Raw genomic sequence first — 26,728 nt, 5'->3', positions numbered from 1 at the left:
CCGCCCGGCGCGGACACGCCGAGCGATCCTCTTCCACCATCTGCCGGCAGGGTTGTAGAAGGCAGTGCCGGAGGTCCGGCGTGCCCGGGGCCGAAGGACCTTGTCGGCTGGCTTGGATGTGGCGCCATGGTGCGCTGCCGATGACGCCCGGATCTGCGGGTCCCGCTACTAGAGTCCTTGGACTCTCATCGTCGCTGACCGATGTCTCTAGGCTCGGCAGAGAGTGTCGCCCGGGAAGGGGTCGTCGTGAAGATCTGGTGTGTCGGAGATGTGATGATCACTGATGTGGTGTCGGCAAGGAGGTCGACCACCTACCGTGAACTCGTCGACATGGTCATCGAGCGGCGTGTCGGCGCTTTGCCGGTTATCGATGACGATCAGCGCGTGGTGGGTGTGGTCTCGGAAACCGACCTTCTGCGTAAGATCGAGTACGCGGGCGCGGCGGAGCCACGTCTGTTCGAGAGCCGGCGACACCACGGTGAGCGAGTCAAGGCTTCCGCCCGAGCCGCCGGTGACCTGATGACCGCGCCGGCGGTTGCGGTGTCACCGAGGATGTCGATCGCGGCCGCTGCGCGTCTGATGGATCGGGAGAACATCAAGCACCTGCCTGTCACCGACGACTTGGGACGGCTCATCGGAATCGTCTCGCGCGGAGATCTGCTGCGCGTGCACCTGCGCGCCGACGACGAGATTCGCTCGGAGGTCGAGTCCGGCGTGCTGGCGGCGCTCGGCATCGCCGGTACGGTGACTACCGAGGTGAAGGACGGGACGGTTACGCTAACCGGCCGTACCGAACGGCGGCGCACCGCTGAAATAGCCGGTCGCATGGCTTGGCAGGTCGCGGGAGTAGTCGACGTGGTGTCCCGGATCGGCTATGACTACGACGATGGCGGCCTCACAGATGTCGTGACGCCGGGAGGGCTCCTCTGATCCTCTGGCGCGTCGAACTCGCTGGCGATGCGGACGCCCGACTGCGCCGCGCAAGTGATCCGTTAGCAGCGGTGGCGGTGGGAAAGCGCCACCATGCACGCTGACGCGGCTCGACTTCAGTAACTGCGCTGGGGCGGGGCGACCCGCACCTGTTCGCCGGCGCTGACCGGGTCGAGGTAACGCCCTCCCGGCTCCGCGATCGCCTTTCCCCGCCGGTCGAGCCGGTAGCGCATCGGCACAGCGGTGGGGATGTCCAGCCTTTCCACCTCGGCGGGGCTCAGCCCTTCGAGGTACATCACGAAGGCGCGCAAGCTGTTGCCGTGCCCGACCACTAGCGGTGTCTCGCCGGACCGCAGTTGCGGAAACAGCACGTCCGACCAGTACGGCAGCGTCCGTTGCCACACGTCAGCGAGGTTCTCAGTCCCTGGCCGCGCCTCGGGAGCGAGATTCGCATACCGAGCGTCGGCATACATCAGGGCAGCGTCGTCCTCGTTCATCACTGGCGGCGCCACGGCGAACGACCGCCGCCAGGCGTGGAACACCGAAGCGTCGACCTCGGCGGCGACTTCACGTTTGTCTCTGCCGGTGAGGGCGCCGTAATGGCGTTCGTTGAGCCGCCAGGACCGGTGCACCGGTATCCATCCGCGGCTCAACGCATGTGTCACGATCTCCGCGGTGGCGATCGAGCGCCGCAGCAGTGACGTGTGCACGCTGGTCGGTCGTACGCTGAGGTTCCGCAACGCTGCCGCGGCCCCGCGTGCCTGTGTCACGCCGAGCTCGCTCAACGGAGCGTCGTTCCAGCCGGTGAAGACGTCGGCCGCGTTGCTCACGCTCTGCCCGTGCCGCAGGAGCAGCAGAGCTCCGCCATCGCCCATCCGCGCCCTCCAGTGCGCACGCCGACCTGCATCGTAGAGCGCCGGTATCGATCCTTAGCCTGGCAAGTGGGTGAAGGCCACCCGGACTGCCGTCAGCTTGGTGACCGCACCGTTGTACGCGGACAGCTCCGATGCGAGGAGCCAGCCGATGTCGGTACTCGGTGCGGCGAAGGCGATCTCGCCGGTGAAGGGCCGCATCACATCGCCGCCTCCGGTGACGTGGCCCGCCCCGAGTTGTCGCACGACGCCGTTACGGATTTGCACCACGCGAATGTTGATGTTGCCCTCGAAGGCGAGCGCCTTGCCGCTGATGGTCAGCGGCGAGGTGACGACCGCGAGGTCACTGGGCGTGATGGCGTCGGCCGGCTGGTCGACGACGATGGTGCCGGTGGTGACGCCGAGCACGTTGAACGACGCACCCGACTCACCCAGGACCACCCGGCTGAGCGGACCGACCATGGACCGGTGCTCGCCGATCCGGGGTCGGACGTCCACCGTGGCGATGAAGTCGCTGCGCCACTGCGAACTCTGGACGGTGATGTTTTGCATGCCGGTCACGTCGGTCAGCCAAGCGCGGGCGACCTGCCGAGCCTTGGCCAGGGTCGGCGCCGTGTTCTCCGGCGGCGACAACTGGAGCCACTCGTAGAACGCCGCGACGTCACCGTTGAGGGAGTACAACGTTCGATGCACGGTGCCGAACTGCTTGAAGGTGGTGTCGAGCTCGGTGAGGAACGCCGCGGTTCCGGCGCTGGATCCGGCGGTCGGCATGACCGGCCGCAAGTCACGGAAGTCGGCGTAGCCGACCGAGTCGGCGACCCGGACACTGCGCAGTTTTCCGGCGGTGGCGGCGGTGAAGACCGACCAGTAGCCCGCGTCGCGCTCCGCGCGGGTGGGCCCGGCCAGCAGCTGGGTCAGCGCCGCGGTGGCCACTTTCGGGCTGCGCGGCACACTGCGCGGTACCGCGACGACCTTGGTTGGATCGTCGGCCGGGCCGCGATGGAAGTAGACCTTGACCGTCATCGTGGCCGGCACGGTGTCAGCAGCTGTACCCGGCGTTGCGCCGGGGGACGAGCTTGGAGCGGGGCTGGCGGGCGGGACGGCGAGCGGCGGCGTTGTGCTGCCGCCGGTGTTGTCGCGGGCGGCCAGCCAGATGCCGCTCAATACCAGCGTGACGGCGATGAAGACGCCGATCGCGGCTGCCATCCATCGAGATCTCGTCGAGAGATACATGGTCGCCTCCTGTGATTTCGGAGAGGCGCAAGGGTTGCGGAGGACTGCCGCAGACTCCCGATGCCGAGCCGGCGACATCAGACGCCGCTCCTACAATCCAACGCTACGACCAGCGCGGTACCGTGATCAGAGGCTGATGGCCCGCCTCGGCGGGACCCATTGATTGTTCGGACGCGAACCGGTGCCCCCTTGTCAGACCGGTAATGAGGTAGGCCTTGCGACGGGCTGTTTCGCGATTTCCTCCGGGTCGATGCCGAGGGTTCTCAGCAAGGACGCGTTGCGTGCGACGTCGACCAGCGGGGGCAGTTGCCGATCAACCCACGCGGCACGTTCGAAGAGTCCTCGGGTACGCAGTGTCGCGACGATCGCTGCTCTGTCGATCTGCATGGTGTTCCTCCGGTTGTGTTCGGCTGGCCGTTGTCACCAGTGGCGATCGGGTTGATGCACCGGCCTCCAGCCTGTCGCCGGGAGGGCTCTGTCGCCAGGGCCATCGGACCCGGGTGCGTCCTGGCGGGTTTCGTTCTGCACCAGCCGGTACACCTTCGAATCGCGGAGCTGGAACCCCAGCCGCTCGTACAGGCGGTTGGCGGCCTGGCGTGACGGCCGCGAGGTGAGGTCGACGGTCCGCGCCCCGGCACTGCGGGCAAGCCGGACGGCTTCCAGGGTCAGGGCCGCCCCGACACCATGGCCGCGGGCCGATTCGTCGACCACGACGTCCTCGATCCAGGCCCGCATGCCGGTGGGAATGGGAAACACCACGAGGGTGAGCGTGCCGACGATTTCGCCTTGCACGTACGCGACCAGCAGGCGGTTGCTCTGCCACCCGAGGACGGTCCGCAGGGCGTCGGCATCGACGGCCCGGGCGGTCGCCGACAGCTGAGGCAACAGCCGGCCGAAGGCTTTCACCATTTCGTCGTTGACGTCGTGGACAACCTCGATGCGCACAGCGTCGGAGGTCGGCGCTCGGCTCGGAGGCGCCGGAAGAGTTCGCTGATTCATCGGTCCGCTCCTGAGTGAGTGACGTAGTCGTGAACGACCGTCGGCCGTCCCTTCCTGAGCGTGAGCCTTCGCCGAGCGCGGTGAGCAGAGGCCGGAGGCCGAGGACTGCGGGCCGAACGCCCCTGCCGGGCCAGGTGGCCAGGAGCGAGGCTGGAACTGGTGGAGTGGCGCTGACCAGAGCCGCTCGGGCTACCGCCCGGCCTCGCAGTCGCTCCTCCGCCACGGGAAGGATCGGATATGCCTCCGCATTGTGACTCCCTCGACGGCCCAGTCGTCACCGCTGCCCGCGAAGCCTTGACCACTGCCGATGTCGAGTTGGTGCTGCCGTACGTTCCTGCGGGCAGCGAGGACGAGATCAGGAACGCGTTCGACCGGGTGTCGCCTCTGCAGCAAGCTGGCGGTGAGCCGGCCGCACTGGCGCGACAGTGGTTCTTCGAGACTGTGGTGCGGCTGCACCGAGCCGGTGAGAACGCACCGTACACCGGGCTCAAACCCGCCGGTCTCGATGTCGGGCCGGTGATTCCACTGGCGGAGCGAGCCGTCGCTACCGGAGACGTCGAGGAGGTCTATCGGCGGCTCACGGTTGACCTGCACGCCGAACTGACGCGCCGGCTGCGCCGGGTACGGGATCTCGCCGCCGCCCGCCGCACCTCGGTAGCGGCCGCCCGGGAGTACGTCGATGCGATGCTCGCCTTCGAGGTCTTCAGTCACCGTGTCTACCGGATGCTGCACGCCGGTCCGCGAGTGCACGCCGGGTGAGCCGCCATTGACACCCCTCAGGTCTCCGTGGTGATCCGGGCGCCGATCGCGGCCAGCCACGTGCTCACGGCGGGGTCGTCAGCACGCTCGGCCTGCGCCCCCACGTGTCCGTCGGGGCGCACCACCGTGACGCCGCGGCCGCGCGCGCTGCTGAGCCGGTGGACGTGCACGATCTCGCTACCCGCGACGATCGCGGACGCGTCCCGGTCCAGAAGCAGATGTACGCCTGGACGGGCGGTCAGCTCGTGCAGCCGTACGCTCCGGCGGTCGACCTCGACCACCTGGTCCGGCAGGCGGTCGCCCGGCCGGCATGCGCTGGAACGGCGCGGTGCGGCGAGGGACAGCGGGCTGCCCCGGTAACTGAGGCTGAGCTGTCCCAACAGCCGCGCGGCGCCGGCGACGAGCCGCCGCCGGCGTAACGCGACCGGCAGGAGCGGGGCGGCGACGGGCAGCAGGACGCCGCGGGTGAAGGCGGCGACGGGATCTGTCCCGGACTCGGCGTAGAAAATCAGGTTTGTCAGTCGCAGCGCCCGGAGCGCGGCGCGGCGGCGTTCGGCGGCATACGAGTCGAGCAGCCAGTCTGGCCGCGTGCTGCGGCGAGCCTGCGCCAGCTTCCAACCGAGGTTCACCGCGTCCTGCACGCCGACGTTCATGCCGAGGCCACCGGCCGGGGAATGTACATGCGCCGCGTCGCCGGCCAGGAACAATGGCCCCCGGCGATACGCCCGCGCGACGCCGTGCCGCAGACGTAGCCGGGTGGACCAGGCGACGGCCGTGATCCGTACCGGCACTTCGGAACGGTCCAGCAGAGCCTGCAACTCCGCACCGCCCGGTGCCGGGCCGGGGCGTCCGGCACCGCCGGCCGGGCCGCTGACCGGCCGGGTGATCAGCAGTCGCCACGGAGCCTGCTCGCCCAGCGGAAAGAGGAAGCACAGGCCGTACCGCCCGGCATGGATGTGCACCGGTTCGGAGGGCGAGACGCCGTTGAGGTCCACATCCCCGAGCAGAATCTCATGTCGGTAGGCAGTTTCGCGCCGATCGAGATCGGCCAGAGCGCGTACGGTACTGTCCGCGCCGTCGCAGCCGGCGACCCAGCGGCAGTGCAGGCGGACGGTGTCACCGGCAGAGCGGAGCACCGCATCCGCCGGTGATCCGTCCCGGCCGGCCGAGAAGTCAACCAGTTCCGTGCCGCGATTCACCGGAACGCCGCGTTCGGCTAGCGCGGCGGACAGCACGGTTTCGATGTCGGTCTGCCGTACCAAAGTGAGGTGTGGATAGGGGGTGTCCCGCAGCCCGAGGTTTTCCAGGGACGCTGGCACCACGGTGTTCGCGACGTGCAGACTCGCCCGAGGAGCCGGGTCGGCGTGGTGCAGCACCGTGTCGACGACATCGAGTGGGCGCAGGACCTCCAGCGTGCGGGGATGCACGATCAGCGCGCGCGACGGCCGGAAGGGTTGCGGTCGGCGTTCCACCACTCGCACGCTCGCGCCGAGCGCGCTCGCCTGCAACGCCAGGGTCAGGCCCACGGGCCCGGCGCCGACCACGAGGACGTCCACCGGGGCGTTCATGCCGTCTCGACAAGACACCACCAGGCATGGTCGGCCCCGGTTGTCGCGGCGGACCACGCGGTGGAGCGGTCGAGGGCGTCGGCGCGAGTGAGATGGGGAAGGACCTGGTAGTTGATGGAGGCACGGTGGCTGACCAGTGCCAGGACCCACCACAGCGCGCGGGCGTATCCGGCGGCGAGTGCGGGGCCGTCCCATTCGTACACCCCGCGGTAGACACCGTGATAGTCATGGGCCAACCACAGCTTGGACACGAAGCCGGGGAAGCCGGCGAACAGCGGCGTGTTGAGGATGCTCTCCGCCCGGAAGAGATCGTGCCCGCGGCCATGCACACCTCGCAGCTGGAACTTCACCACGAGCACGCACGGATCATCCGGCGCTGGCCGGTCGAGAACAGTGTCCCGGTAGATCGGTGCCGTAGTGCCGTCGCCGAAGGACAACCGCCGGCCCACGTGGGTACGCGGCAAGTGCAGTCTCCGGCGGGCCAGCAGACCGGCGGTCACGGCCGTGCAGCGAGTGACTGCCCGTGCCGCGGCGGGCAAGGGCAGTGGTGATTCCTGCATGGCGGCCTCCTTCGACGGACGGTCCGGGACGGTGGATACACCGTCATGCTCTCGCCACCTTGCGACCACCGTCAGGGTCTAAGGACCGCGGCTGCCGGACCGATGTGCGGGCCGTTCGCCTCTGGCGTACGCGGGCGTGGTGTCTGGAACGGCTCGGCTATCGGAGGAGACGCGGCCGGTGATCAGGGCTGCGCCCCGGCGGCTGAACCGGCGGACCGGTCAGCGGCGTGATCGGGGAGATAGGCCGGGTCACCGGGACGGCGGTGGTGAGGATCAGCGGCTCGCCGTGGTGCCATAGCTCCACCTTGGCGTCGGCCTCGGCCGCGCGCAGGGAGTAGACGGCCTCTTGCGGACGTACGGTCACGTGCAGGCGCAGCCCGCGCCAGAGCAGGGAGAAAGCCAGCCGTTCGATACGGCGGGGCAGACGAGGCGCGAAGCACAGCCGCCCGCCATGATCGCGCATGCCGCCGAGCCCGGCGACCAGGGACAGCCAGGCCCCGGCCAGGGAGGCGATGTGCACCCCGTCGCGGGTGTTGTGGTGCAGGTCGTAGAGATCCATGAGCACGGCCTCACCGATGTAGTCGTGAGCCAGCTCTAAGTGCCCCACCTCCGCGGCGAGGACGGCCTGGGTGCACGCGGACAGCGAGGAGTCGCGGACGGTGCGGCGCTCGTAGTAGTCGAAGTTGCGGGCCTTGTCCTGCGGGCTGAAACGCATCGCCGCACCAGTGCAGGGCGAGCACGAGATCGGTCTGCTTGACGACCTGGCTGCGGTACAGATCCAGGTACGGGAAATGCAGCATCAACGGGTAGTCCGCCGGCTGGGTGGCCGCGAAGTCCCATTCCTTCATCAGCGTGAATCCGCGGACCTGGGGATGTACGCCCAGTTCTGCGTCGTACGGCACGCTCATGGCCGTTGCGGCGGCCCGCCAGGCCGCGATCTCCTCGTCGCCGACGCCGAGCCCGTGCGCCCGGGCAGGATGGCGTGCTGCGGCGTCGGCCGCCGCGGTCAGGTTCCGCCGGGCCATCAGATTGGTGTAGACGTTGTCGTCGGCGACGGCGGTGTATTCGTCCGGCCCGGTGACGCCGTGCAGATGGAAATCGCCGTGCCGGTCGTAGTGGCCGAACGAGACCCACAGCCGCGCCGTCTCCACCAGCAACTCGACGCCGGCATCCCGGTCGAACGCCTCGTCGCCGGTCGCGTTGACGTACCGGATCACCGCGTCGGCGATATCGGCGGCAATGTGCACGGCTGCCGTGCCGGCCGGCCAGTAGCCGGAGCATTCGTGCCCGCGGATCGTGCGCCAGGGAAAGGCACCGCCGGCCCAGCCGAGCGTGGCCGCTCGCTCCCGGGCCAGGTCGAGCGTCGCGTGACGCCAGCTCAGGGCATCGGCGGCCGCGCCAGGTTGCAGATAGGTGAGAACCGGGAGCACGTAACGTTCGGTGTCCCAGAACACGTGGCCGTCGTACCCGGGGCCGGTCAGGCCCTTGGCCGCGATCGGCCGTTTCTCGGCCCGTGCGCCGGCTTGCAGGACGTGAAACATGGCCAGGCGGGCGGCCTGCTGCACCTCGGCGTCGCCGTCGAGCTCGATGTCGGCGCCGTCCCAGAAGGCGTCCAGGTAGGCGCGCTGCGCTGTGCGCAGCCCGGCCCAACCCTCGAACCGGGCGCCTTCGATAGCGGCGACGACCTGGTCACGGATCGCGGGCAGCGAACGCCGGCTCGACCAGCCGTACGCCACCAGTTTGACCAGGCGCAACCGTTGCCCGGGCGCCAGCCGGCAGACCACCGTCGTGCGGGCCAGGTCGGGCTCGACCTCGCTGCTGCACCGAACGCCGGGCGGGCCGTCGACGAGATGGTCCATCGCGGCGGCCACCCGCAGCCCGCTCTCGCGGGTGACGTGTACCAGCAGCGCCCCGCTCCCGCCGGCGTGGCGATCCTCAGCCACGAGCGGCGCCTCCAGCACGGCCGACACCCGCGGATCCCTGAGCGGCCCGGGCAGCACTTCGTTCGCCACCAGCTCGGACTGGACGATCACCCGGACCGGTGTGTCGAGCGGCGCCACCTCGTACTCGATTGCCGCGATCGATCGCTGGGTGAACGAGACGAGACGTGTCGAGCGGATTCGTACCGTCCGGCCGGCCCCGGACTCCCACTCGACCTCACGTCGCAGGACCCCGTCGCGCAGATCCAGCACCCGCTCGTGCCGGTGGAGCCGCCCGTCTCGTACGTCGAACGGCTCGTCGTCCACCAGGAGGCGGATCAGCTTGTCGTTGGTGACGTTGACGATTGTCTGGCCGGACTCGGGATAGCCGTAGCCACCCTCGGCGTACGGCAGGGGCCGCAGTTCGTAGAAGGAGTTGAGATAGGTCCCCGGCAGGGCGTGCGGGTCGCCTTCGTCGAGATTGCCCCGCAGCCCGAGGTGGCCGTTGGAGAGCGCGAAGATCGATTCGGATCGGGCCAGGAGGGCGGGGTCGAGGTAGGTCTCGCGTAGCTGCCACGGCTCCACGGGGTACGCCGGATGCCGGATCATAGGGACTCCGTTCAGTCGTGCGACCACGACGACTCCATCCTCCACGGCAGCGGGGTCAGCCGGTGGGCGGGCTGCTCGGCGCCTGCGTGCCGGCCGGTGAGGTGCTGGGTGCGAAGGGACTCACCGGCGGCTCCTCGGACGGCGAGACCTCGGACGGGGACGGCGAAGGCTCGGACGGCGGAGGCGAGGGGGCTTCGCTCGGTGCCGGGGTGACCGGCGCCGTGGTGGTGGGCCGGGTTGCCGGTTCGGGGTTGAGGTTGGGCCGTACCGGGGCGGCGTTGGGCGCGGTCAGCAGGGTGACCAGGGCCACGACCGCGACCGCGGCGCCGGCAAGGGTGGCGCCCGCGGTCGTGCCGGCGAGCACGGCGCGCCGGTCGCGCTGCCATTCCGAGCGCCGGCGAGCGGCCAGCTCCGGCGGCAGCATGGCGCGCTGGGCAGCCAGACTGTTGTACGGGGCGGCTGCCATGCCCAGCGTGGGCAGGACGAGCAACGCGGCCAGCAGCGGCCCGCTCGGCGTGTCGAACCGGGTCAGTGCTGCGGCGATGCCAGCGACACCGAGGACGGCCAGCAGGGTTTCCGCCCGGTTGGCACGCAGCGCCTGCCAGAAGGTCTCGTGCTCGCCGGTCTTCGGCGTCCGGAGGAACTCGGCACGCCGAGCGAACAGACCCTGCACCGATGCCCTCGCCACCACCAGGGCGGTGGACTGCCAGACGAGGAACGCGCCGAGGGCGTCCCGCCACGTCGCCCCGGTCTCGTGGCGCAACAGCGCGATCGCGCGCAGCAGGCCGACCACGATCAGAACGGGCACGGCGGCGACCAGGAAGGGGGAGAGCCGACGGAACAGCTGTTCGCCGCCGAGGGCGAGGTTCACCGCCCCGGTCAGCAGGAACACGAAGAAGATCAGGCCGAGCAGGTCGCCGTACCACTGCAGCACGCCGGACAGATACGCCCACCGCTGCCCCAGCGACAGCCGGTTGTGCTCGGTCCGCGGTCCGGGCAGCAGCGACCGGAAGTGCATTCGCATGATCTGGATGCCGCCGAAGCACCACCGGTAGCGCTGGCTCTTGAGTGCCTCGAAGGTCAGCGGCATCACGCCGCGTCCCATCGAGGCGTCGACGTGCAGGCCGGTCCACCCGCCCCGCAGCAGGCGCAGCGACAGTTCGGCGTCCTCGGTGATGCACCACTCGTCCCAGCCTCCGACGTCGCGTAGCGCCTCCCGGCGGATCAGGCCCATCGTCCCGGCGAAGATCGCCCCGTCGCGTTCGTTGCGGGACGGCTGGGACACGGCGAAGAAGTAGCGGTACGAGTAGTAGAGGCGGCGCAGGTACGGCACGGAATGCCAGTCCCGGTAGTCCTGCGGCGCCTGGATGAACCCGACCTGCGGGTCGTCGAACAGAGGCACGCACCGGCGCAGGAAGCCGCTGTCGATGCGGTAGTCGGAGTCCACCACGCCGATGATCTCGGCGGCGGGGTCGATCAGCTCCCCGAACGCATAGTTGAGCGCGCCGGACTTGTATCCCGGCCACTCGGTCAGATGCATGAACTTCACCCGGTGGCGGGCGCACCAGGCCTGCACCGGCCGCCACATCGCCTCATCGCCGGTGTTGTCGTCGATCGCGATGATCTCGTACCGGGGGTAGTCAATGCGCAGCATGCGCCGCAGCGTGTCGATGACCATGTCGGGCGGCTCGTTGTGCGCCGGCACGTGCAGGCTGACGAAGGGCAATGTACTTGCGGGCCGGGTGACGCTGCGGCGAGCGAGTTCCACGGAACGGTCCACCGTGATCCGCCGGTGCCATTGCTCGCGGCCGAGAACGTCGCACAGCTCCCACAGGTAGGCCGCGGCCATGAGCGCCGCCATCAGTTCGAACAGGCACAGCAGCAGCCCGCCCACGATGCCCCAGAAGCCCAGCCCGCTGGAGAGCGTCCACTGCGTGATGAAGATCAGGTAGGCGGCGAACAGGAAGATGCTCGAGGCCCACGCCACATGCGCACGCGCGTTCCATTGCCGCGTGAACGGCATCCACGCGATGCTGGCGACGACGAAGACGGTCACCGTGTTCAGCACCAGCGAGCGATCGTCCGTAAGGCGCCACAGGATCACCGAGACGACGGCGGCGAACAATGCGGTGACCGCCAGCGACAGCAGGATCCGCCGGGCGGCCGGCCATGGCCCGGAGACCTCGCGTGGGCGTCTGAGTGGCAGGAACAACATCAGCGAACTCAGCGGCGCGGTGACGAGTCCGGCGAGTAGCAGCGTGGTCAACATCGGCACACCCTCATTCAGGGTGACCCCGTGCTCCCGCGGCGTAACAGGGACGTAGGTCCTCCGACAGCCCCGCTGTCTTCCAGATAGCGCCAGGCCGTGGGCGATCCGGACATGCCTTTCGGCCCTGTTCCCCACGGCCGTCCGGCAGCAGTGTGGAAGGAAAGGACGGGAGGAACACCATGACCTATTCCATCGCCATCAACGGTTTCGGCCGGATCGGCCGTAATTACCTGCGTCGCCTGCTGAGCAGCGACCTGGCCGGCTCGGACCTGCGAGTCGTTGCCGTCAACGACCTGTACGACCCTGCGATGCTCGTGCACTTGCTGGAGTACGACTCCACCTTCGGCAGGCTGGGCATAGACGTCGGTTACGACGGTGACGTGCTGACCGTCGATGAGCACCGGATCCGCACCTTCTCGTCGCGTACGCCCGATGTCCTGCCGTGGGCGGATCTGAACGTCGACCTGGTGATCGAGTCCACCGGCAAGCTGCGGACCCGCGACGACGCGGCGCTGCACCTCAAAGCGGGCGCCAAGCGAGTCCTGATCTCCGCACCCGGCAAGGGCGTGGACGCCACCTTGGTGCCGGGCGTCAATATGGAGACCTTCGACCCCGTGCGCCACCAGGTGCTCTCCGCCGCCTCGTGCACCACGAACTGCGTCGCACCGCTGCTCAAGGTGCTACACGAGGTGTTCGGCATCGAGAGTGGCTACCTGACGACGGTGCATGCGTACACCAATGACCAGAACGTCCTCGACGCGCCGCACAAGGATCCGCGCCGGGCCCGGGCGGCGGCGGTGAACATCATTCCGACCAGCACCGGAGCGGCCAAGGCAGTCGGTGTCGTCATTCCGGAGCTCGCCGGCCGGCTGGACGGGGTGGCCCTGCGGGTCCCCGTCGTGGACGGTTCGATCAGCGACCTTTCGCTCGTGCTGGAGCGTGCGGCGAGTGCCGCGGAGATCAACAAGGCGGTGGCGGCTGCCGCCGCGGAGCCGGGTCTGCGGGGGATAATCAGCTACACCGAAGCGCCGATCGTGTCGACCGACATCGTCGGCGATCCGGCGTCCTGCGTCTTCGACGCCGGGCTGACCCAGGTGCACGGCCGGCTGGCCAAGGTCTTCGGCTGGTACGACAACGAGTGGGGCTACACCAACCGGCTGGTCGACGTGACCCGGCATTTGGCCGGCGCCGGCCGCTGATCACCAGAGAAGGGCGCGCTGACAGCGCAGCTGTCTGTGGCGCGATCAGTCGTCGCCAGGACCAGCACGCACTTGCCCGGCTGGCCGCCCGCGACGACGTGGAGCATCCGCCGCCGGTGCCGGAGAGAGGTGATTCCGGCATAGCGGCGTGACTCGGTCGGTGAGTGATGCGGCCAGGAGGGCCGCGATCTCGCCGACCGGGCACACATGATCGATGATCTCGTCTCGGCTGATCGTCGCGTTCGGCATCGCGAACACCGCCGAGCTGGGCTCGTCGCTGGCGACAACCATGCCGCCCAGGTGATGGACGGCAGTTGCGCCGGTCGCGCCGTCGTTGCCGTAACCGGAGAGAACCACCGCGATCGCTTGACTACCGGCGGCGACCGCCATGCTGGTCAGCAGCAAGTCCGCGGACGGCCGATACGGCGGGCGATCACCAGAGGGCACCAGCGCGATGGTGCGGTCGCAGGTCACCACAGTGTGGTACCCCGCCGGCGCGACGAGCACCTGCCCGGCGATCAGCTGGTCGCCGTCCCGGGCGGGCCACACCGGAAGCCGGCTGGAGCGTCGCAAAATGGCGGCGAGCCGGTCGCGGGCGTACGGGTTGTGATGGCGGAGCACGATCACCGCGGCCGGGAAGCCCGGCGTCAGTTCCGAAAGGATGTGCTCGATCGCCGGTAGGCCGCCTGCCGAGCAGACCAGCGCCACTATCGGTGGACGGTGGCCCATCGTCGCCATTAACTGCCTCCCGTCGCCTGCCGGCCCCGGTGATCGCAGCTCGGTGGAAGCCGATCTGCCCCGGGTGGAGAAAGCTCGGCCGTTGCGTCACCTGGCTGGCTGGCTGTTGATCGGTTCGCTTGTCCGGAGCAGCCCGACGATGTTGCCGGCCGGGTCCTGGAAGAGTGCGAAGGACGCGTTGTCGTTGATCGCGGTTGGCGGCATCAGCATCGTGCCTCCGAGGCCGGCGATCGTCTTGAGCTCCTCCTCCAGGTTATCCACCTGGACGTAGATGGTCACGTAGGGTGGCATCTGGTCGTGAGTCTGCATCAGGCCGCCACCGAGTCCACCGTCGGCCGGGTGGACAAGGCAGTAGTTCTCATCTGCCTCGTCGATCTTCCAGCCGAACGCCTTGGCGTAGAAGTCGCTCAACGCCGGCAGGCTGTGGCCACCGATCTCCCAGTGCACCACTGGATGCGTCATGGTGACAACCTCCTCCTCATTTTCTCGTCCCTCCCTCAGTCCTCACACCACGCGGGAAGGAGGGCCAGAGCCGATGGTCCCGAATGGCGCAGGCGTGCCGGCGTGCTCTCGCAGTCCGTTGGGGCACCTTCAGGAAAGGGCGGTGCGGCGGCGCCAGGCCACCAGGGCACCGGCCGCCGTCCATGCGGCCAGCACCGCCAGGTTTCCGGCGGTGAACCCGGCGCCGGTGGATGCCGGGTCGGTCGCGGTGAGCACCGCGCCGAGCAGATGGCGCAGCGGGAAGACGCCGGCGACGCTGGTCAGCCAGCCGGGTAGTGGTTGATCGCCGACGACGAAGATCTCCGAGACGAAACAGAGCGGCAGCAGCGTGCCGAGCGTGACGGCCACGATGGAGCGTGCCGACGGCAGCAGCGCCGCGACGGCCAGGCCCAGCGCGGCGAAGCACAGCGAGCCGGCGGCGATCGCGATCAGCAGTGCCGGCATGCGCACCGCGGCGAGGTCGACGTCCAGGAAGCCGGCGCCCACGATGGTCAGCACGGCGGTGGCGAGCAGCGAGACGAGCAGCGCGGCGCAGACCCGGCCGATGAAGTACGAGCGGAACGGCAGGGGAGTGCCGCGCAGCCGTTTGAGGACCCCGGCGGCGCGGGCACCGACCACCGCTTCCGGCATGTCGACGTACGCGACCACCGCCGCCGTGTAGGCGATCATTCCGGCGTACAGGTACTGGGCCATCGACATGCCGTGCACCCGGCCGTTGCCGAAGACGGTGGGGAACAGGGCCAGGAGCAGGGCGGGGAACACCACGGCGAAGAACACCGACAGGGCGTCGCGGCGCAGCCCGAGCAGGGCATAGCCGATCTGTCCCCGCAGCAGGGTAAGCGGTGTCCGCTCACCCCTCGCGGACGGCGCCGACAGGCGGGCGGGCCGTGGCGTCGCTGCTTGCGATGCCGGCCCGGCCGGCGGCGAGGAGGCCGGGCGTGGCTGCCAGGAGAACCTCGCGCGGGCGACGAGCACCCCGGCGACCGTCCAGATCAGCAGAACGGCCAAGTGGGCCGGTTCGAAGCCGTACCCGGGGCCGGGGTGGAAGGTCGCGGCCATGGCCTGAGCGAAGTGTTTCAGCGGCAGCACCGACCCGGTGACGTCCAGCCAGCGCGGCAGTTCGGCGCCGACGATGAAGACGTCCGAGATGAAGGCCAGGGTGATCAGCAGGCCTTGCGCCAGGGTCTGCGCGGCCAGCACGGTACGCGTCAGGCAGGCCAGCGCCAGTCCGAGGGCGGCGCAGCATGCGATGCCGAGCAGCAGCGTCACCAGCAGCGCCGGCACCTTGCGCCAGATGATCTGCACGTCGTACGCGAGGACACCTACCGCGGTCAGCAGGGCCACCGCCGCGCCGGAGGCGACCACCGACGCGCCGATCCGCGATGCCAGCACGGTCCACGCGGGAACGGGGGCCGCGCGCAGGCGCAGCAGCACGCCGTTGTCGCGCAGCACCGCGGTGTCGACGGCGACCAGGACGAAGGACGCCTGCGCCACGCCGAAGACGGCGAACGGCGACACCAGGAACTGGGCGATCGGAACGCCGCCGGCGTCCTGGTCCCCGATGATGGTGGCGACGATGACCAGGAAGGTGAGCGGGAAGGCGAGAGTGAAGAACGCGGCGATCGGGTTGCGCGCGAAGGCGCGTACGGCGTGCCCGGTCAGCGACCGCAGCGCCACGGCAGGCCGCCGCCGCACCGGCGGGCGCGCCGGGATCGTCTGCTGGACGGTCATCGGGGGTTCTCCTCGGTCAGTGCGAGGTAGACGTCCTCCAAGGTCGGCGGGACGACGGCGAAGTCCGGCAGGTCGAGGCCACGGTCGGTCGCCCAGCCGGTGAGGCGCCCGGCGTCCGCCACGGGCACGTGAGTAGCCATGCGTACCTGTCCCGCAGTCACCGACGGCGGTGCGCTGAGCGCCGGCAACTCGCTCACCGAGACGTTCGGCGGCAGGCCGAACCTGATCTCGGTGGACAGGTGGCTCTCGTCGCGCAGCCGCTCGGGAGTGTTGACCCCGATCAGCCGGCCGGCGAGCATGACCGCCACCCGGTCCGCGAGGCGCTGCGCCTCGTCCAGGTAGTGGGTGGTCAGCAGGATCGTCGTGCCGAGCTCGCGTAGGTTCGCGATCAGGTCCCAGGCGTGGTGGCGGGCGGCCGGGTCGAATCCGGTCGTGGGCTCGTCGAGGAAGAGCAGGTCGGGTGCCCCGGCCAGGCCGAGCGCCAGGTCCAGCCGGCGCCGCTGACCGCCGGAGAGCCCCTTCACCCGGGTCGTCCGCTTGTCGGCGAGCCCGACCAGGTCGATCAGCTCGTCGGGGTCGTGGGCGCGCGGGTAGAGCCCGGTCTGCAGCCGGACCAGCTCGCGTACGGTGAACTCCTCCTCGAACCCGGCCGACTGCAGCACCACCCCGATCCGCGAGCGGTACGCCATGCCGCCGGTCGCGGGATCGAAGCCCAGCACGCGTACGGTGCCGGCGTCGCGCGTACGGTAGCCCTCCAAGATCTCCACGGTGGTGGTCTTGCCGGCGCCGTTGGGCCCGAGCAGGGCGAAGATCTCGCCGTCACCGACGGTGAAGCTGATGCCGTCGACGGCGCGTACCGGCCCGTACGCGCGCGTCAGATCACGTACCTCGATGGCCTCCATGGCTTCAGCCTCCCCTTCGGATGCGGTGTCCGGCAGTGCCTGAGGTCCCGCCACCACAGGAATACGGTCCTTCGGCCCTTACCGAAGCCTCCGGCGGCCGCGCATCGTCGGCCGTAGCGCAAATCCCTTCAACAGAGAAGGAGAAAGTCATGAGAGGACTCGTGTACGGCGGAGCGGGTGAGCGGCACTGGACCGAGATCCCGGATGCGAAGGTGCGCGACCCGCGGGACGCGGTGATCCAGGTCGACGCGGTCACCATCTGCGGGACGGACCTGCACATCCTGGGCGGGGATGTGCCAGAGGTGACGCCGGGCCGGGTGCTCGGGCACGAAGCGGTCGGCACGATCGTCGAGCTCGGCTCCGCGGTATCCGGCCTGGCGGTCGGGGACCGGGTGCTGGCCTCCTGCATCTCGGCGTGCGGAACCTGCCGGTTCTGCCGCGAGGGTGTCTACGGCCAGTGCCTGGCGGGCGGCGGCTGGATCCTGGGCCACACGATCGACGGGGTGCAGTCGGAGTACGCCCGTATCCCGTTCGCTGACCTGTCCACGTATAAGCTGCCCCAGCAGGTGAGCAACGAGGCCGCGGTCATGCTGGCCGACATCCTGCCCACCTCGTACGAGGTCGGCGTGCTCAATGGCAAAGTGCGTCCCGGTGACACCGTGGTGGTGGTCGGTGCCGGGCCGATCGGGCTCGCCGCGATCATCACCGCCAAGTTGTACTCGCCCGCGCACATCGTGGCGATCGACAAGGCCGAGAGCCGGTTGCAGGCCGCGAAGAACCTCGGCGCGGACGTGACGCTCACCCCGGAGCGGGTGCCGCTGGAGGCGATTCGCGGGCTCACCGACGGACTCGGGGCCGACGTCGTCATGGAGGCCGTGGGCACCCCGCAGACCTTCGAGCTGTGCACGACGCTGGTGCGCCCCGGCGGGACGGTCGCCAACATCGGCGTGCACGGCAAGCCCGCCACGCTGCACCTGGAAGACCTGTGGATCCGCAACGTCACGATCACGACGGGGCTGGTGGACACGTACTCGACACCGAAGCTGCTGCACATGCTGACCGAGGGGCAACTCGACGTCTCGCAGCTGGTCACCCACCGCTTCCCCCTGGAGGCCATCGAGCAGGCGTACGACGTGTTCGCCAAGCCGGCACAGACCGGCGCGCTCAAGGTGCTGCTCACCCGGTGAACCTCACGGTGGCCTGCGCGAGCGGGCCACCGGCAGAGCCGACCGGCGGATGATCGGGACGTCCGGCCCGCGCCGCCGGTCGCGATGCGCGCGAGGCTGAGAGCATGGCTGCGGGGATGGCGCGGCACGGCCGCATCGAGATCGCGTACGAGGTGGAGGGCCCGGACAACGGGATCCCACTGCTCCTGGTCATGGGCTTGGGACTGTCGCTGCTCTTCTGGCCGGAGGGACTACGCCGCCAGCTCATCGAGCGCGGCTTCCGAGTGGCCTGCTACGACAACCGCGACGTCGGCCTGTCGACTCACCTGACCGAGCTGGGACTGCCGTCGCCACTGGTCCTGCTCGGCCGGCGCTGGACCGGATACACCCTGGCCGACATGGCCGACGACGCGGTGGCCGTGCTGGACGACCTGGGCTGGCAGAGCGCCCACGTCGCCGGAGTGTCGCTGGGTGGGATGATCGCGCAGACGCTGGCGATTCGGCATCCGGATCGCGTGCGGAGTCTGACCTCGATCTCCTCCACGCCGTCGGCACGGATCGGACGGCCCCATCCGGGCGCCCTGGCCGCGCTGGCGACGCTGCCGGTGCGCGACCGTGAGGCGGCGGCCCGGCAGATGGCGCACGTGTTCCGGATCATCGGTTCACCCGGTTATCCGCGCGATGAGGAGTGGATCCGCGACGCCGCACGGCGCAGCTTCGACCGGGCGCATGATCTCAACGGCATGCGCCGGCAACTCGCCGCCATCATCTCCGCCGACGACCGGCGTCCGGCGCTGCAGGAGTTGCGGATGCCGGTGCTGGTGGTGCACGGCGCCGAAGACCGGCTGGTCCGGCCCTCCGGCGGGCGCGCCACCGCCCGGGCCGTGCCGGGCGCGAAGCTGGTGATCTTCCCGGGGATGGGGCACGACCTGCCGGCGCTGCTGCAACCGGCCGTCGCCGAGGAGATCGCCGCCCTCGCTCGCCAGGTGTCACCGTCGGGCTGATGCCTTCGGCACCCGGCGAGCCGAGCAGCGGAAGGAGGCCGCTATGACGAACCACGAGACGAGAGGAAACCGGACAGCAGGAAAGTTGCGGGACGTGCTGCAACCAGCCCTGCTGCTCTGCGGCATCGGGTACGGAGTGTTCTACGTGATCGCCAACGATCTGATCGCGACGGCGATGTGGGACGACTACAGCCGCATCGACCAGGCGATCAGCGAACTGTCGGGCACCGGAGCGCCGTCCCAGGACTTCCTGACCGCCGTGCTGCCGCTGTTCATGCTGCTGATGATCGGCTTCGGCGTCGGCGTTTGGAAGGCCGCGGGGAGCCGCCGCGCGCTGCGCCTGACGGGAGGCGTCCTGGTCGCGCAAGGTTTGATGTTCCCGGTGTGGTTGTGGTTCCCGATGACCTCACGCGAGACCCTGGCGCAAGGTGCCGGTGGTGCCAACGACGTCGGCCACCTGGTTCTCAGCATGCTGGCCGTTCTCTTTATTCTGGCCGAGACGGGGTTCAGCGCGGCCGCACTCGGCGGACGTTTCCGCGTCTTCGCGATCGTGATGGCCGTGACCGTGGTGCTGGCCGGGGCCTTCGTCGCAGTGGCGGCGCCGGATGTGGCAGCCGGTGGTCCGACGCACTGGATGGGGTTCGTAGAGCGAATCTCCTACGGGGCTTGGCTGCTGTGGATGGCGGTCCTGGCGCTCGTACTGGTGCGGCGGACCGACGCCTACCGGGTAGAACGTCCTGTCCCTGGCCGTCGTTGGCAGGTGCAGCATTGAGGGCCATCGACTCTGACCGGGGTTAGCAAGACAGGGCTAACGTGCTAATTGAGACGAGGAAGGGAGGTTGCGATGACCACGACGACTACCCGGCCCGCCAAATCGGCTGAGCCGGTCAAGGCCCCGAAGCCTGCCGAGACGGTCAAGGCGGCGAAGCCGGTCGAGACCCGGAGTGCGCGCAGTCGCCGCATCGGCCGCGAGATCGGCGGCCTGGCGGTAAACGTTTACGAGCGCGGAGTGGCCGATCTCGTCGCGTTCGAGAAGGACGCCGCGAAGATCGCGCCGTACCCGTGGGCGAAGGAGGCGCTCACCGTGAGCGCCGGCCTCATCGAGGACGTCGGCGCAGCCTACGTCCGCACGGCCCGCCAGATTCTGAGGTGAGCCATTCACCGGCCCGGGGTCATGCCTCGGGCCGCCGGCTGTTAGCCGTACGCCGTCCGCGCCGGGCGATCGTCATGCCAGTCATGGCCGTGTAGGACTCGCCGAGTGCCTGGCGTTGGCGGGCGGTCAGATTCGGGTCGGCAGCGATGGCGGTCAGCACCTCCGGCGGTCCCTCGCCAGGCGGCTCAGCCTGCTCGACGAGGGCGTCAGCCGTGGTCCGCAACGATGCGGCGATCGCGTGCAGTACCCGCTCGGACGGGGCACGCAGCCCGTGCTCGATTTGCGACAGGTACGGATCCGAGATCCCGACCATCGCCGCCAGCTGCCGCAACGACAACTCGGCCAGCTCCCGCTGCCGGCGGATGATGCCGCCGAGCGTCGACGAATCGTGCTGGCCCGCCATCGTCGTCCCTCAGCCGAGAGCCGCGGGAATTGTCGCCTGGGCGGTGCGCAGCACCTCGTGGCGCCGACGACCGTCCATCAGGTTGGCGCCGATGGCGGCGAGGTCGTCCGGACCCGGCGTCACCACCGTGACCTTGGCTCCGCTCCGGGCGACCTTGTCCGCCTCGCGGTCCAGCCGCGTGGCCAGGACCTGCCGCAGGACCCGCTCAGCGCGCACAGCCGGGTTACGGGGACGGTCAGTGTGGTGACTTGCCATGGGAGCAAGCACGTAGACCTCGTCGTGTTCCTCGCGATGCAGCACGTCCACCGAGGCGACCGAGCGCATCCCTCCGTCGACGTAGCGCCGTTCGCCGATGACCGCCGGGCGGTGCCAGCCGGGGATGGAGCAGGATGCCACGACCGCGTCGGGCAGCGGCGCCGCAGGACTTCCCGGCCGGCCGAAGACGACCCGTCGCCCGGACTCATAGTCCACACCGACGATCCAGGTGTCCTGCAGCGGCCAGCCGCCGGGATCGCTGTGGACCAGGGCCTGCACATATCGGCGCAAGGTGTGGTGTTGTGAACGGCCTTGTGGCAGCAAAGCGGAGGCCAGTACCTGCGGGTGAACGCTGTGCGGGGCGAGCGCTGCGGTCGCCAGCATGCGTGGTGAGCCCAGCCGCAGCCGTGGTCGCGGCGGCAGGATGCCGGAGTCGTTCTCGAACTCGTCGGGGTGCGGCACCAGCGGGTGGCTTTCGCCGAGCTGGTGTGCGACCAGGTCGTCCGGGGTGAAGCCGTGCCGCAGCGCGGCGGCCAGGACGCTGCCGGCGCTGGTGCCCACGATCGTGTCGACCTGGCTCAGCGGCCGTCCGAGGCGTTCCTGCAGCGCGGCCAGCCCGCCGATCATCCAGGCCGCACCCAGGGTCCCGCCGGCACCGAGCACCAGGGCCACTCGCTTGGTTTTCGCCATTCGCACCACCCGTTCCCATGGTGACACGACCGGCCGGCAGATCGGGACGTCTGGCCCTGCCGGATGACCGATGGCATTCGCCACGGTGGGAAGAGGTGTCACGCTGCGTGATCGAGAGGTGCGCCATGGAATATCTGAGCCCGCTGGACGCGTCCTTCCTGGATGCTGAGGACGAGGACACGCACGCCTCGCTGGCGATCGCGTCGGTTGCGGTGCTGGAGGGGCCGGCGCCGACTCAGGAGGAGTTCGCCGCAGCGATCCGCGGCCGGCTGCCGCTGGTGCCCCGTTACCGGCAGAAGGTGCGCCGCGTGCCGTTCAATCTCGGCCGGCCGGTGTGGGTCGATGACGCCGACTTCGATCTCGACTTCCATCTGCGGCGTACCGCGTTGCCGGCGCCCGGCGGCGACGCCGAACTGGCCGCGCTCGTCGGCCGGGTGATGAGCCAGCGGATGGACCGGGAGCGGCCGCTGTGGGAGGACTGGCTCATCGAAGGTCTGCCGGAGGGCCGCTGGGCGCTGCTGTCCAAGGTGCATCACTGTCTGGCGGACGGCGTTTCCGGCAACGAGTTGTACCGGATCATCTGTGACACCAGCCCGGAGCCGGGGCCTTTAGCCGAGGACGACTGGGCTCCGCACCCGGACGCGAGCGCGCTGTCCCTGACTCTCGGTGCCCTCGGCGGCCTCGCCCAGTACCCGATCGAGCTGACCCGCTCGCTGCTGGGCATGCTCGGGGACAGCAAAGCGATCGAGCGCCTCGGCCACGCGGCGGGCGGCCTCGCCATCCTGGCCGAAGGTTTCCTTCCGGCCACGCCGACCTCCCTGCTCGGGCCGCTGGGCCGTGCCCGCCGATACGCCGTGTCCCGCACCCCGCTGGCCACGTTGACCGCCGCCGCCCAGGCCCACGACGTCACCGTCAACGACGTCTATCTGGCCGCGGTCGCCGGCGCGCTGCGCCGGCTGCTGCAGTCCCGCGGCGAACAGCCCGACCCCCGTGCGGTACGCACCCTGGTGCCGGTCAACATGCGGCGCGTCGACCAGCAGGGCCGCCTCGACAACCGGCTCGCCTCGCTGCTCGTGTTGCTGCCGGTGGAGATCGACGACCCGGTGGCCCGGCTCAAGGCGGTACACCAGCACATCGCCGAGCTGCGGGCCGCCCACGAGATCGAGGCGGTGGCCGGACTGGTCGAACTGGCCGAACACGAGCCGTTCGCCGCGGTCTCGCTGGTGATCCGGACCGCACTGAGCCTGCCGCAGTCGGCCGTCACCACGGTCACCACCAACGTGCCCGGACCGCGCGAACAGCTCTACATCCTCGGCCGCCCGATCCGCGAGATCCTGCCCTACGTGCCGATCGGCGAACGGATGCGCGCCGGCGTCGCCGCCTTCACCTACGCCGGGCAGGCCGTCTTCGGCGTCACCACGGACTTCGCCTCGATACCCGAGGCCGAACACATCGCCGGCTGGATCGTCGAAGAGATCGAGTCACTGCCCGTGTCCGCGCGGCGTGCCCGCGTTCGGAAGCCCCGTAGCCGGGCGGCGCGGACGACCTGAACCAGCCTCATCGTCAAAGGAGCCGAAGATGCTGAATCTGGCAGTCATCCTGCGCGAGTCGGCGACCGCCCATCCGGACGCGCCGGCCATCATGCACGACGGCACCACAATCACGTACGCCGAACTGGACGCCCGCTCGGATGCGGTGGCCGCCGCCCTTGCCGCCCGGGGAATCCGCCCCGGCGACCGCGTCGGGCTGCAGCTACCGAACGTCCCGCAGTTCCCGATCGCCTACTACGGCATCCTCAAGGCCGGCGCGGTGGTGGTGCCGCTCAACGTGCTGTTGCGCGCCCCCGAGATCGCCTACCAGCTCACCGACTCGGGCGCCCGCCTACTGATCACCTGGGCGTCGTTGCTGGAGGACGCGGCCAAGGGCGCCGCCGAGGCTGGCCTCGGCGACTGTTACGTCGCGGGACCGGCGCCCCACGGGGTGGCCCGCCCGTTCACCGAGCTCACCACCCCGGTCTCCGGACCGCTGCCGCTGGCCGACCGGGAGGCCGACGACGTCGCCGCCATCGTTTACACCTCCGGCACCACCGGGCTGCCCAAGGGAGCCGAACTGACCAACCTGCAGCTCTACATGAACGCCGACATCCCCGGCCGCCTCTTCGACCTGCGCAGTGAGGACGTGGTCCTCACCGTCCTGCCGCTGTTCCACGTCTTCGGTATGAACAGCGCGATGAACGTCGGCATCCGCTTCGGCGCGGCCCTCTCGCTGGTGCCCCGCTTCACTCCCGACGCGGTCCTCGACGCGATCACCCGGGACCGTGCCACCATCTTCGACGGCGTGCCCACCATGTTCGGTGCACTGCTCGCCCACCCACCCGACGACCGGTACGACACCTCGTCACTGCGGGTGTGCGTCTCCGGCGGCGACGCCATCCCCGCACACGTCCTGGACGCCTTCGAGCAGCGGTTCGGGGTGCCGATCCTCGAGGGATACGGGATGACCGAGACCGCCGCGACCATCACCTTCAACCCCAGCCCCGACGACCGGCGGGTGTACAGCGTCGGCCGCCCGGTCTGGGGCGTCGAGGTGCAGATCTGGGACGACGACGGGCACCGCCTGCCGCCGGGCCGCGACCGGATCGGTGAGATCGTCACCCGCGGCTACCACACCATGCACGGATACCACGGCAACCCCCAGGCCACCGTGGAGGCGTTCCAGGGCGGCTGGTTCCACACCGGCGACCTCGGCTTCATCGACCCCGACGGCTACCTGTTCATCGTCGACCGCGAGAAAGAGCTCATCATCCGCGGCGGCTACAACGTGTACCCGCGCGAGGTGGAGGAGGCCCTGCACCAGCACCCGGACGTGATCCTGGCCGCTGTAGTAGGAGTCCCCGATGAGCGGCTGGGTCAGGAGGTCAAGGCGTTCGTCGTACCCCGTACGGCAAGCGCCGTCACCTCGGCCGGCATCATCGCCCACTGCCGCGAACGCCTCGCCGCCTACAAGTACCCGCGCATCGTCGAGTTCCGCGACAGCCTGCCGCTCAGCGGTGCCGGCAAGGTCCTCAAGAAGTCGCTGACCTGAACAGGCCCTACGAGAGGTCGATCGGCCCTGCTCGAGCAGGGCCGATCGGTGCAGCGTGGAAGGTGACACCGGGTGATCCGCCCGGAGCCTCGCTGTGTCGAGGAATCGAGGAGAGATGCAAACTTGGATCATCGCCGGGGCTGTGGCGCTCGGCGTGCTGGTCGTGCTCGCGCTCAGCGTACGGCTGGTGCAGCAGTACCAGCGTGGAGTGGTGTTCCGGTTCGGGCGGGTGCATAGCCGCGTCCGTGAGCCGGGACTGCGGTTCATCATTCCGCTGGTGGACCGGATGGTGAAGGTAACCATGCAAACCGTGGTGATGCCGGTCCCGGCCCAGGGAGCGATCACCCGCGACAACGTGACCCTGACCGTCGACGCGGTCGTCTACTACCGGGTCGTCGACCCGATCCGCGCCCTGGTGAACGTGCGTGCCTACGGCAACGCCGTGCTCCAGGTGGCCCAGACATCGTTGCGATCGGTGATCGGCCGGGCCGATCTCGATGTGCTGCTCAGCGACCGTGAGCGGATCAATGCGGAGTTGAAGGCGGCCATCGACGCCCCGACCGAGAAGCCGTGGGGTGTGCTGATCGAACGTGTCGAGGTCAAGGACGTCGCGCTGCCGGACAGCATGAAGCGGTCGATGTCGCGCCAGGCCGAGGCTGAACGCGAGCGCCGGGCGCGAATCATCGCAGCCGACGGCGAGTTCCAGGCGTCACAGCGGCTCGCCGACGCCGCCCGCGCGATGAGCGCAACCCCAGGCGCCTACCAGCTGCGGTTGCTCCAGACCGTCGTCGACGTGGCGGCCGAGCAGAACAGCACCCTCGTGATGCCGATCCCGGTCGAGCTGCTGCGCTTCTTCAACCAGATCAGCGACAAAGCCGGTGACGTCGGCGCCAACGGTGCCTACCACCTGGCCGACGCGTCGCGTTGAGAAGGAGGCCGGCATGTCCGTGGTACGGCTGGAGCATTTGACGAAGATCTTCTCCGGCAAGACGCCGGCGGTCGACGATTTCAGCCTCAGCATCGGTGACGGCGAGTTCCTCGTCCTCGTCGGCCCGTCCGGCTGCGGCAAGTCCACGATCCTGCGGATGATCGCGGGGCTGGAAGAGGCGACTTCCGGTGAGGTGATCATCGATGACGAGAGGGTGACGGACTGGGCGCCCAAAGCGCGGGACATCGCCATGGTGTTCCAGAACTACGCGCTCTATCCGCACATGACGGTGCAGGACAACATGGGGTTCGCCCTGAAACTGCGTCATGTGCCGAAGACGCACATCCAAGAGCAGGTGGAGTCCACCGCGCAGCTGCTCGGCCTGCAGGAGTACCTGGAGCGCAAGCCCAAGGCTCTCTCCGGCGGCCAGCGGCAGCGCGTCGCCATGGGACGTGCACTCGTCCGCCAACCGCGCGTGTTCCTCCTCGACGAGCCGTTGTCCAACCTGGATGCGAAGTTGCGGGTGTCGATGCGGGCCGAGCTCGCCCGGCTGCACCAGCGCTACCGGGTAACCACCGTGTACGTCACGCACGACCAGGTCGAGGCCATGACGCTGGGCGATCGCATCGCCGTGCTGAACAACGGACGGCTGCAGCAGGTCGGCACCCCGGAGGAGCTCTACCTGGCGCCGGCGAACCGTTTCGTCGCCGGATTCATGGGCTCGCCCAGTATGAATTTCGCAACGGTGAGCCTGCGGGCCGATGATCCGGTCACGGTGTCGCTGGATGGCGTCGAGTTCGCGATTCCCGACGCCCTGCGCCGCTACCCGGGCCTGGCGCAGTACCTCGGATCGCAGGTGGTCCTGGGGCTACGCCCGGCGGCGTTCTCGCTGGCGGGGCCTGGTGCCACGGCGGTCATCGAGGTGGTTCCGCTCGGGGTGGAGGCGCTCGGCGACGAGAAGCACGTGCTGTTCGAGGCACCCCGCTACCGCACCGGCCGAGCCCCGGCGGGTGCGGACGACGTGCCGGTCGCTGTGGACGACACTTCGGCAGACCGGCTGTGGACCGCCAAGGTCCAGCAGCACGCCGATCTGGCGATCGGCCGCCCGGTCCGGCTGGCGATCGACCCGTGCGAGGCGTACTTCTTCGACGGCAATGACGGGCATGCCATTTTGAGAGCGGAGCAGCCCGCTGTCGCCAGCCGCGAAGCCCAGGCGGCATGACACGGCAGAGACGACGCTGGCGGTCCGGGGACCG

Annotated in this window: 24 protein-coding genes and 1 pseudogene; 11 read left to right on the top strand and 14 right to left on the bottom strand. The window is 69.5% G+C overall.

The window, feature by feature from the left end:
• The first annotated feature begins 273 nt into the window (after positions 1 to 273).
• Entirely contained in the window at positions 274 to 930 is a 657-nt protein-coding gene (locus tag AB0F81_RS12990) for a CBS domain-containing protein (RefSeq protein ID WP_360195570.1), read from the top strand.
• A gap of 116 nt (positions 931 to 1,046) precedes the next feature.
• On the opposite strand, the gene AB0F81_RS12985 is transcribed toward AB0F81_RS12990, so the two are convergent.
• The 4 genes from AB0F81_RS12985 to AB0F81_RS12970 form a co-directional block, all read right to left on the bottom strand.
• Positions 1,047 to 1,805 carry a 2,3-diphosphoglycerate-dependent phosphoglycerate mutase gene (locus AB0F81_RS12985; RefSeq protein WP_360195567.1) on the bottom strand — a complete coding sequence of 253 codons (759 nt, stop codon included), beginning with the start codon at positions 1,803 to 1,805 and terminating at the stop codon, positions 1,047 to 1,049.
• Between the two features lie 54 nt (positions 1,806 to 1,859).
• Positions 1,860 to 3,035 (bottom strand): Gmad2 immunoglobulin-like domain-containing protein, encoded by a 1,176-nt coding sequence (locus AB0F81_RS12980; protein WP_360195564.1) that lies wholly within the window; start codon positions 3,033 to 3,035, stop codon positions 1,860 to 1,862.
• Positions 3,036 to 3,227: 192 nt separating this feature from the next.
• The gene (locus AB0F81_RS12975) at positions 3,228 to 3,422 is read right to left on the bottom strand and encodes a hypothetical protein (RefSeq protein WP_360195561.1); all 195 of its coding nucleotides are present in this window, start codon (positions 3,420 to 3,422) and stop codon (positions 3,228 to 3,230) included.
• Positions 3,423 to 3,455: 33 nt separating this feature from the next.
• Positions 3,456 to 3,980, bottom strand: coding sequence for a GNAT family N-acetyltransferase (locus AB0F81_RS12970; RefSeq protein ID WP_360195558.1), 525 nt, complete (start codon positions 3,978 to 3,980; stop codon positions 3,456 to 3,458).
• Positions 3,981 to 4,271: 291 nt separating this feature from the next.
• On the opposite strand from AB0F81_RS12970, the gene AB0F81_RS12965 reads away from it, so the two are divergent.
• Positions 4,272 to 4,793: a DUF6448 family protein gene (locus AB0F81_RS12965; protein ID WP_360195555.1), complete on the top strand. Its 522-nt coding sequence runs from the start codon at positions 4,272 to 4,274 to the stop codon at positions 4,791 to 4,793.
• Positions 4,794 to 4,810: 17 nt separating this feature from the next.
• Here AB0F81_RS12965 and AB0F81_RS12960 read toward each other — a convergent pair whose 3' ends face one another.
• The 4 genes and pseudogenes from AB0F81_RS12960 to AB0F81_RS12945 form a co-directional block, all read right to left on the bottom strand.
• Positions 4,811 to 6,361, bottom strand: a complete 1,551-nt coding sequence (locus AB0F81_RS12960; RefSeq protein WP_360195553.1) for an FAD-dependent monooxygenase — start codon at positions 6,359 to 6,361, stop codon at positions 4,811 to 4,813.
• The gene (locus AB0F81_RS12955) at positions 6,358 to 6,720 is read right to left on the bottom strand and encodes a hypothetical protein (protein WP_360195550.1); all 363 of its coding nucleotides are present in this window, start codon (positions 6,718 to 6,720) and stop codon (positions 6,358 to 6,360) included. The genes AB0F81_RS12960 and AB0F81_RS12955 overlap by 4 nt, the downstream gene beginning before the upstream one ends.
• A 358-nt stretch (positions 6,721 to 7,078) precedes the next feature.
• A pseudogene (locus tag AB0F81_RS12950) lies at positions 7,079 to 9,449 on the bottom strand (glycosyl hydrolase family 65 protein).
• Positions 9,450 to 9,504: 55 nt separating this feature from the next.
• Positions 9,505 to 11,718, bottom strand: a complete 2,214-nt coding sequence (locus tag AB0F81_RS12945; protein WP_360195546.1) for a glycosyltransferase — start codon at positions 11,716 to 11,718, stop codon at positions 9,505 to 9,507.
• 179 nt (positions 11,719 to 11,897) lie between these two features.
• On the opposite strand from AB0F81_RS12945, the gene gap reads away from it, so the two are divergent.
• Positions 11,898 to 12,917: a type I glyceraldehyde-3-phosphate dehydrogenase gene (gap, locus tag AB0F81_RS12940; protein ID WP_360195543.1), complete on the top strand. Its 1,020-nt coding sequence runs from the start codon at positions 11,898 to 11,900 to the stop codon at positions 12,915 to 12,917.
• A 45-nt stretch (positions 12,918 to 12,962) separates the two neighbouring features.
• On the opposite strand, the gene AB0F81_RS12935 is transcribed toward gap, so the two are convergent.
• From AB0F81_RS12935 to AB0F81_RS12920, 4 genes are all read right to left on the bottom strand, one after another.
• Positions 12,963 to 13,655, bottom strand: a complete 693-nt coding sequence (locus AB0F81_RS12935) for a chemotaxis protein CheB (RefSeq protein ID WP_360195540.1) — start codon at positions 13,653 to 13,655, stop codon at positions 12,963 to 12,965.
• An 87-nt stretch (positions 13,656 to 13,742) separates the two neighbouring features.
• Positions 13,743 to 14,117: a VOC family protein gene (locus tag AB0F81_RS12930; RefSeq protein WP_360195537.1), complete on the bottom strand. Its 375-nt coding sequence runs from the start codon at positions 14,115 to 14,117 to the stop codon at positions 13,743 to 13,745.
• 129 nt (positions 14,118 to 14,246) lie between these two features.
• Entirely contained in the window at positions 14,247 to 15,887 is a 1,641-nt protein-coding gene (locus tag AB0F81_RS12925; RefSeq protein WP_360195534.1) for an ABC transporter permease, read from the bottom strand.
• On the bottom strand, positions 15,884 to 16,789 hold the full coding sequence (locus tag AB0F81_RS12920) for an ABC transporter ATP-binding protein (RefSeq protein ID WP_360195532.1): 906 nt from the start codon (positions 16,787 to 16,789) through the stop codon (positions 15,884 to 15,886). Before AB0F81_RS12920 ends, AB0F81_RS12925 begins: the two co-directional genes overlap by 4 nt.
• Positions 16,790 to 16,938: 149 nt before the next feature.
• On the opposite strand from AB0F81_RS12920, the gene AB0F81_RS12915 reads away from it, so the two are divergent.
• From AB0F81_RS12915 to AB0F81_RS12900, 4 genes are all read left to right on the top strand, one after another.
• On the top strand, positions 16,939 to 17,976 hold the full coding sequence (locus tag AB0F81_RS12915; protein WP_360195529.1) for a zinc-dependent alcohol dehydrogenase family protein: 1,038 nt from the start codon (positions 16,939 to 16,941) through the stop codon (positions 17,974 to 17,976).
• A gap of 104 nt (positions 17,977 to 18,080) precedes the next feature.
• Positions 18,081 to 18,959 carry an alpha/beta hydrolase gene (locus AB0F81_RS12910; protein ID WP_360195526.1) on the top strand — a complete coding sequence of 293 codons (879 nt, stop codon included), beginning with the start codon at positions 18,081 to 18,083 and terminating at the stop codon, positions 18,957 to 18,959.
• A 43-nt stretch (positions 18,960 to 19,002) separates the two neighbouring features.
• Complete coding sequence (locus AB0F81_RS12905) at positions 19,003 to 19,731, top strand: DUF998 domain-containing protein (RefSeq protein WP_360195523.1); 729 nt, start codon at positions 19,003 to 19,005, stop codon at positions 19,729 to 19,731.
• Between the two features lie 72 nt (positions 19,732 to 19,803).
• Positions 19,804 to 20,112: a hypothetical protein gene (locus AB0F81_RS12900; protein WP_360195520.1), complete on the top strand. Its 309-nt coding sequence runs from the start codon at positions 19,804 to 19,806 to the stop codon at positions 20,110 to 20,112.
• A gap of 19 nt (positions 20,113 to 20,131) precedes the next feature.
• Here the strand turns inward: AB0F81_RS12900 and AB0F81_RS12895 are convergent, their stop codons facing one another.
• Both AB0F81_RS12895 and AB0F81_RS12890 read right to left on the bottom strand, forming a co-directional pair.
• Positions 20,132 to 20,515 carry a helix-turn-helix domain-containing protein gene (locus tag AB0F81_RS12895; protein ID WP_360195517.1) on the bottom strand — a complete coding sequence of 128 codons (384 nt, stop codon included), beginning with the start codon at positions 20,513 to 20,515 and terminating at the stop codon, positions 20,132 to 20,134.
• Between the two features lie 9 nt (positions 20,516 to 20,524).
• Positions 20,525 to 21,460 carry a patatin-like phospholipase family protein gene (locus AB0F81_RS12890; protein WP_360195514.1) on the bottom strand — a complete coding sequence of 312 codons (936 nt, stop codon included), beginning with the start codon at positions 21,458 to 21,460 and terminating at the stop codon, positions 20,525 to 20,527.
• A 125-nt stretch (positions 21,461 to 21,585) separates the two neighbouring features.
• Here AB0F81_RS12890 and AB0F81_RS12885 point away from each other — a divergent pair, with 125 nt between their 5' ends.
• From AB0F81_RS12885 to ugpC, 4 genes are all read left to right on the top strand, one after another.
• Positions 21,586 to 23,010 carry a wax ester/triacylglycerol synthase family O-acyltransferase gene (locus tag AB0F81_RS12885; protein ID WP_360195511.1) on the top strand — a complete coding sequence of 475 codons (1,425 nt, stop codon included), beginning with the start codon at positions 21,586 to 21,588 and terminating at the stop codon, positions 23,008 to 23,010.
• A 28-nt stretch (positions 23,011 to 23,038) separates the two neighbouring features.
• On the top strand, positions 23,039 to 24,544 hold the full coding sequence (locus AB0F81_RS12880; RefSeq protein ID WP_360195508.1) for a long-chain fatty acid--CoA ligase: 1,506 nt from the start codon (positions 23,039 to 23,041) through the stop codon (positions 24,542 to 24,544).
• A gap of 115 nt (positions 24,545 to 24,659) precedes the next feature.
• Positions 24,660 to 25,472 carry an SPFH domain-containing protein gene (locus tag AB0F81_RS12875; protein WP_360195505.1) on the top strand — a complete coding sequence of 271 codons (813 nt, stop codon included), beginning with the start codon at positions 24,660 to 24,662 and terminating at the stop codon, positions 25,470 to 25,472.
• Positions 25,473 to 25,485: 13 nt separating this feature from the next.
• On the top strand, positions 25,486 to 26,694 hold the full coding sequence (gene ugpC, locus AB0F81_RS12870; protein WP_360195503.1) for a sn-glycerol-3-phosphate ABC transporter ATP-binding protein UgpC: 1,209 nt from the start codon (positions 25,486 to 25,488) through the stop codon (positions 26,692 to 26,694).
• Positions 26,695 to 26,728: the final 34 nt, after the last annotated feature.

Source organism: Actinoplanes sp. NPDC024001 (assembly GCF_040638955.1).
Classification (GTDB): domain Bacteria; phylum Actinomycetota; class Actinomycetes; order Mycobacteriales; family Micromonosporaceae; genus Actinoplanes.
The sequence above is the reverse complement of the archived record's forward strand: the minus strand, read 5'-3'. Positions and strand labels throughout refer to the sequence as shown.

Coding starts and splice junctions, on each gene's coding strand:
- AB0F81_RS12880 (WP_360195508.1), top strand. CDS start 23,039: ATGCTGAATCTGGCAGTCATCCTGCGCGAGTCGGCGACCGCCCATCCG.
- AB0F81_RS12980 (WP_360195564.1), bottom strand. CDS start 3,035: ATGTATCTCTCGACGAGATCTCGATGGATGGCAGCCGCGATCGGCGTC.
- AB0F81_RS12925 (WP_360195534.1), bottom strand. CDS start 15,887: ATGACCGTCCAGCAGACGATCCCGGCGCGCCCGCCGGTGCGGCGGCGG.
- AB0F81_RS12935 (WP_360195540.1), bottom strand. CDS start 13,655: ATGGCGACGATGGGCCACCGTCCACCGATAGTGGCGCTGGTCTGCTCG.
- AB0F81_RS12910 (WP_360195526.1), top strand. CDS start 18,081: ATGGCTGCGGGGATGGCGCGGCACGGCCGCATCGAGATCGCGTACGAG.
- AB0F81_RS12905 (WP_360195523.1), top strand. CDS start 19,003: ATGACGAACCACGAGACGAGAGGAAACCGGACAGCAGGAAAGTTGCGG.
- AB0F81_RS12900 (WP_360195520.1), top strand. CDS start 19,804: ATGACCACGACGACTACCCGGCCCGCCAAATCGGCTGAGCCGGTCAAG.
- gap (WP_360195543.1), top strand. CDS start 11,898: ATGACCTATTCCATCGCCATCAACGGTTTCGGCCGGATCGGCCGTAAT.
- AB0F81_RS12985 (WP_360195567.1), bottom strand. CDS start 1,805: ATGGGCGATGGCGGAGCTCTGCTGCTCCTGCGGCACGGGCAGAGCGTG.
- AB0F81_RS12920 (WP_360195532.1), bottom strand. CDS start 16,789: ATGGAGGCCATCGAGGTACGTGATCTGACGCGCGCGTACGGGCCGGTA.
- AB0F81_RS12885 (WP_360195511.1), top strand. CDS start 21,586: ATGGAATATCTGAGCCCGCTGGACGCGTCCTTCCTGGATGCTGAGGAC.
- AB0F81_RS12890 (WP_360195514.1), bottom strand. CDS start 21,460: ATGGCGAAAACCAAGCGAGTGGCCCTGGTGCTCGGTGCCGGCGGGACC.
- ugpC (WP_360195503.1), top strand. CDS start 25,486: ATGTCCGTGGTACGGCTGGAGCATTTGACGAAGATCTTCTCCGGCAAG.
- AB0F81_RS12875 (WP_360195505.1), top strand. CDS start 24,660: ATGCAAACTTGGATCATCGCCGGGGCTGTGGCGCTCGGCGTGCTGGTC.
- AB0F81_RS12965 (WP_360195555.1), top strand. CDS start 4,272: ATGCCTCCGCATTGTGACTCCCTCGACGGCCCAGTCGTCACCGCTGCC.
- AB0F81_RS12975 (WP_360195561.1), bottom strand. CDS start 3,422: ATGCAGATCGACAGAGCAGCGATCGTCGCGACACTGCGTACCCGAGGA.
- AB0F81_RS12945 (WP_360195546.1), bottom strand. CDS start 11,718: ATGTTGACCACGCTGCTACTCGCCGGACTCGTCACCGCGCCGCTGAGT.
- AB0F81_RS12895 (WP_360195517.1), bottom strand. CDS start 20,515: ATGGCGGGCCAGCACGATTCGTCGACGCTCGGCGGCATCATCCGCCGG.
- AB0F81_RS12915 (WP_360195529.1), top strand. CDS start 16,939: ATGAGAGGACTCGTGTACGGCGGAGCGGGTGAGCGGCACTGGACCGAG.
- AB0F81_RS12930 (WP_360195537.1), bottom strand. CDS start 14,117: ATGACGCATCCAGTGGTGCACTGGGAGATCGGTGGCCACAGCCTGCCG.
- AB0F81_RS12960 (WP_360195553.1), bottom strand. CDS start 6,361: ATGAACGCCCCGGTGGACGTCCTCGTGGTCGGCGCCGGGCCCGTGGGC.
- AB0F81_RS12990 (WP_360195570.1), top strand. CDS start 274: ATGATCACTGATGTGGTGTCGGCAAGGAGGTCGACCACCTACCGTGAA.